We start from the raw sequence: 4,175 nt of genomic DNA, 5'->3' as shown, positions 1-4,175 counted from the left end.
GGTTGATTTATTACCATTAATAACGGGGTTGGCCGACTGCTGCGGGGGGCGGGTTTGGTCAGCATCATCCTATATGGTAGTTAAACGACCAGATAGTGCTAAAGCGGCCGTGGATGCCGGTGTAATCACGTCGGCCGGGGAGGCGCGGCCGCGTGGGTTGTTGGAGGCTGTTCGCGGCAGGCTGCGCGCCAATCACTACAGTATTCGTACTGAAACGGCTTATGTCGGGTGGATCTGGCGGTTTATCCGGGCCAACCAGATGCGGCATCCGCGTGAGCTGGGTGGGGCGGAGGTCGAGATGTTCCTCACCCATCTGGCGGTGCGTGGGAAGGTGGCGGCCAGCACACAGAACCAGGCGCTTTCGGCGCTGCTGTTTCTTTATCGGCAGGTGCTGGGGGTGGACCTGCCGTGGATGGAGAACGTGGTACGGGCGAAGCGGCCGCAGCGCTTGCCCACGGTGCTTACCGCGGCCGAGGTGCGGGCCCTGCTGGAGCTGATGCCGGCGCGCCCGCGGATGCTGGCGGCGCTGCTGTACGGCACGGGCATGCGGCTGATGGAGGGCCTGCGGCTGCGCGTGAAGGACGTGGACTTCGCGCGCCGGGAAATCGTGGTGCGGGATGGCAAGGGTGGCAAGGACCGGCGCACGATGCTGCCCGACACCCTGGTTCCCGGCCTGCGCGACGCCCTGGCCCATGCGCTGCGGCTGCACGCCGCCGACCTGTCGGAAGGCCACGGACGGGTCTGGCTGCCCCATGCCCTGTCGCGCAAATATCCCAATGCCGCGGTCGAACCGGCGTGGCAATACCTTTTTCCTGCCGATGCGCTGTCGAACGACCCCCGCGATGGAACGACGCGCCGGCATCACGTGGGCGACGAAGCGCTGTCGCGGCACCTCAAGCAGGCGGCGCTGCGGCTGCGCCTGGGCAAGCCGGTCAGTGCGCACACGCTGCGCCACAGTTTCGCCACCCATTTGCTGGAGTCAGGCTACGACATCCGCACGGTGCAGGCGCTGCTGGGCCACAAGGACGTGGCCACCACGCAGATCTACACCCATGTACTGGGTCGCGGCGCCAGCGCGGTGCGCAGCCCGCTGGACGCGGCGCCCTGAGGCAGCCGGCAGGCCCGCGCACCCCGCCCGGCCCACCGGCGCCGCGCGCCGCCAACGGCCGCGCGCAAGGCGCCGCTATACTCGCCCAACACCCTACTACCACCGCCCAGGACCCCCGACATGGCCGACGAACGCATCGAATGGACCGGCACGCCCTCGCAGCTGCAGAACCTCGGCTGGTTCATCGCCTGCGTGCTGCTGGTGCCGATCCCGTGGGCGATCTGGCGCTGGCTGGTAACCCGCAACACCGTGTACACGCTCACCGACCAGCGGCTGAGCATCCGCCGGGGCGTGTTCACCCGCGTCACCGAAGACCTGGAGCTTTACCGCGTGCGCGACACGCGCCTGGAACAAACCTTCTTCGAAAGGATGTTCGGCCTGGGCGAAGTGATCCTGTTTACTTCGGACGCGTCCACGCCCGAGATCCACCTGCCTTGGTTGAAGAACGCCGAAGCCCTGCGCCAGTCCGTTCGCCGGCTGTCGGAGGCGCGGCGCGACGCCAAGCGCGTGCGCACGCTGGAGTCAGGCAGCGGCGGCTTCGACGACGCCGGTGGTCACGACGCGCTGCACTGAGCGCCTAAAGCGCCGGACCGCTTTCCAGCACTTCCTGCAGCACCCAGCGCCGCGACGGGGCGTCGGCGGGCGGGTTGGCCACGGTCACTTCGCGCACGCGAATCACGTACTCGGTGCCCGACTGCCAGGTGAAGCCCTCGATATCGCCATGGTGCAGGGTCCAGGCTGCGCCGGGCTGGGTGCGCACCTGCAGGCACAGCGTGGGCGCCACGCCGGTGCACGGCGCGCGCTGGCCGGCAACGTTGACGATGATCTCGCGCTCTTCGCCCTGCGCCGGCGCAACGACCTGCGGCTGGCTGCCGGCCGCAGGCGTCAGCACGGTGGAAGAAGTAGTGGCGCAGCCCGCCGCGGCCAACACCAGGGCGGCAGACATCGCGATGCGGTACGGGGACATGGCTCACTCCGGCAGGGCAGGCTTCGAGTCTAGCGCCACCGGCACGGATGCGTCAGGCCATGCCCGCACGCGATACGCGATGCAATCCCTTGGCTCAGCGCCGGCGCAGCGCAATGCGGTCGGCGGGGAACGTCGCCAGGTCGCCGCCGCCGTCGCGGCGCGGCGCACCGGGTGCGGGCCCCCAGGCCTGGGCGGTGATCACTTCCCAGGTGCTGGGCAGCACGCCCTGGCTACGCAAAGGTTCGTAAGCCGCGGTGACGCGCTGCAGCCGTGCGCGACCCCCCAGCCCGCGGCGGCGGTCGCTGCGCGCGTCGCCGGCGCCAATGGCGCGCAGCTCGCGCATCAGCGCGCGCAGGTCCGGATAGGTCAGCGTGAAGCAGTCACGCTCCAGCACCGGGTCCTTGAAGCCGGCGGCCAGCATCGCGTCGCCCACCTGCTGGATGGCCGCGAACGGCGACAGCGGCGGCGTTTCGCCCACGGCCTGGTAGGCATTGCGCAGTTCAAGCAGCGTGTCGGGCCCGAACGTGGTGAACAGCAGCAGGCCGTCGGGCCGCAGCACGCGCCGGAATTCCGCCAGCACGGCCGGCAGGTTGTCGATCCACTGCAGGCACAGGCTGGAAAAGATCACGTCGGTGCACTGGTCGGCCAGGGGCAGCTGCGACACGTCGGCGCAGACGCGCTTCACCGGGCGCCAGAAGCGCGTGTGGGCGGGCACTTCGCGCAGCATCGGCAGGGCGGCGTCCAGGGCAATCACCTCGGCGCGCGGAAAGCGCTTTTTCATCGCACCGGCGGCGCGACCCGGGCCGCTGCCCAGGTCCAGCACGCGCAGCGGCACCCGGTCTTCCAGGTAATCCAGCTGTTCGAGCAGCCTGGCCTCCACTTCGCGCTGCAGTGCGGCCACCGCCGCGTAATGGGGCGCAGCGCGGCCGAAGGCGCGGCGCAGCTGGCGGCGGTCGAACAGGTCGCTCACGGCGGGCAGGTGCTGGCGAAGCCGAACACCGCGCCGGCCACTTCGTCGGCGTGGGTGAGGAAGGGCGCATGGCCGCCGCTCTGGACGCAGTGGAAGGTGGCGCCGGGCGCCAGGGCGGCGGCGGCCTGCATGGCGTCGGGCGACACCAGCCGGTCGCGGTGACCGGCCAGCCACAGGCTGGGCATGGCCAGCGTGGGCAGGGCGCCGCGCAGGTCGGTGTTTTCCAGCAGGCCCAGGCCATCGCGCAGCACGTCGGCGGCCGGTTCGCCGTGCGCGAACACTTCGCCGCGCAGCAGCCGCAGCTCTTCGCGCACGCGGTCCGAACCCTGCGCCTCAAGCATCAGGAAGCGGTCGAGCGTGCCGGGGTAGTCGTTGCCAAGCGCCTGGGCGAAATCCCGGAACACCGACGCGTCCATGCCCTGCGGCCAGTCGTGGCCGCTGACGAAACGCGGGCCGGCGGCCAGCATCACCAGGGCGCGCACCTGCGCCGGTTGCGTGGCGGCGGCCTGCAGCGCCACCAGCCCGCCCAGCGACCAGCCCAGCCACAGTGCGCGTTCGGGCACCGCCGCCAACACCTGCGCCGCGGCGTTTTCCAGCGTCAGCGGCAGACCGGCGCCGGCGCTGCGGCCGTGGCCCGGCAGATCAATCAGGTGCACGGTGAAATCCGCCGCCAGCCTTTCCACCAGCGGCGCGAAAATACCCGAATGCATGGCCCAGCCATGCAGCAGCACCAGGGCCGGGCCCTGGCCGCGCACTTCATGGAACAGGCTCATGCCGGAGTGGGCTCGGGCGCGGCCTTGAGTGCTTCGGCCAGCGCGGCCAGCAGCCCGTCCACGTCGCGTTCGCCGTGGTCCACGCTCAGCGTGATGCGCAGGCGCGCCTGGTCGACGGGCACCGTGGGTGGGCGGATGGCCGTCACCAGGTAGCCGGCGGCTTCAAGGGATTGGGACACGGCCAGCGCGCGGGCGTTGTCGCCCAGCACCATCGGCTGGATCGGCGTGAACGATTCATGCAGCGGCAGGCCCAGGGCCGACGCGCCGCGGCGAAACCGCGCCCCCAGGGAGGGCCGCATAGCCCGCCGCCCGGGTTAGCGTCGGTTAAGGCGCCGGCTGGCGCGCATGGCGGCCGCC

6 protein-coding genes are annotated in these 4,175 nt (G+C 70.7%); 2 read left to right on the top strand and 4 right to left on the bottom strand.

Annotation, left to right across the window (positions count from 1 at the left end; all coding sequences use genetic code 11):
• Positions 1-157 precede the first annotated feature (157 nt).
• Both K0M70_RS02790 and K0M70_RS02785 read left to right on the top strand, forming a co-directional pair.
• Positions 158-1,108, top strand: coding sequence for an integron integrase (locus K0M70_RS02790; protein WP_290778980.1), 951 nt, complete (start codon positions 158-160; stop codon positions 1,106-1,108).
• 120 nt (positions 1,109-1,228) lie between these two features.
• A complete protein-coding gene (locus tag K0M70_RS02785) occupies positions 1,229-1,681 on the top strand; it encodes a PH domain-containing protein (RefSeq protein ID WP_290778974.1) in 453 nt (150 codons plus the stop codon).
• A 4-nt stretch (positions 1,682-1,685) separates the two neighbouring features.
• Here K0M70_RS02785 and K0M70_RS02780 read toward each other — a convergent pair whose 3' ends face one another.
• The 4 genes from K0M70_RS02780 to K0M70_RS02765 form a co-directional block, all read right to left on the bottom strand.
• On the bottom strand, positions 1,686-2,075 hold the full coding sequence (locus K0M70_RS02780) for a DUF4377 domain-containing protein (RefSeq protein ID WP_290778971.1): 390 nt from the start codon (positions 2,073-2,075) through the stop codon (positions 1,686-1,688).
• A 94-nt stretch (positions 2,076-2,169) separates the two neighbouring features.
• On the bottom strand, positions 2,170-3,045 hold the full coding sequence (bioC, locus tag K0M70_RS02775; protein WP_290778968.1) for a malonyl-ACP O-methyltransferase BioC: 876 nt from the start codon (positions 3,043-3,045) through the stop codon (positions 2,170-2,172).
• Positions 3,042-3,812, bottom strand: coding sequence for a pimeloyl-ACP methyl ester esterase BioH (bioH, locus tag K0M70_RS02770; protein ID WP_290778977.1), 771 nt, complete (start codon positions 3,810-3,812; stop codon positions 3,042-3,044). Before bioH ends, bioC begins: the two co-directional genes overlap by 4 nt.
• A gap of 2 nt (positions 3,813-3,814) precedes the next feature.
• Positions 3,815-4,117, bottom strand: a complete 303-nt coding sequence (locus K0M70_RS02765; protein ID WP_343211189.1) for an aminotransferase class I/II-fold pyridoxal phosphate-dependent enzyme — start codon at positions 4,115-4,117, stop codon at positions 3,815-3,817.
• Positions 4,118-4,175: the final 58 nt, after the last annotated feature.

Source organism: Arenimonas sp. (genome assembly GCF_019459675.1).
Taxonomy (GTDB): domain Bacteria; phylum Pseudomonadota; class Gammaproteobacteria; order Xanthomonadales; family Xanthomonadaceae; genus Arenimonas.
Note: the sequence above shows the minus strand (reverse complement) of the source record. Positions and strands in the feature narration are given on the sequence as shown.

Bases quoted from the DNA above. Each gene is read 5' to 3' on its own strand.
- K0M70_RS02785 (WP_290778974.1), top strand. From the start codon at position 1,229: ATGGCCGACGAACGCATCGAATGGACCGGCACGCCCTCGCAGCTGCAG.
- K0M70_RS02780 (WP_290778971.1), bottom strand. From the start codon at position 2,075: ATGTCCCCGTACCGCATCGCGATGTCTGCCGCCCTGGTGTTGGCCGCG.
- K0M70_RS02765 (WP_343211189.1), bottom strand. From the start codon at position 4,117: ATGCGGCCCTCCCTGGGGGCGCGGTTTCGCCGCGGCGCGTCGGCCCTG.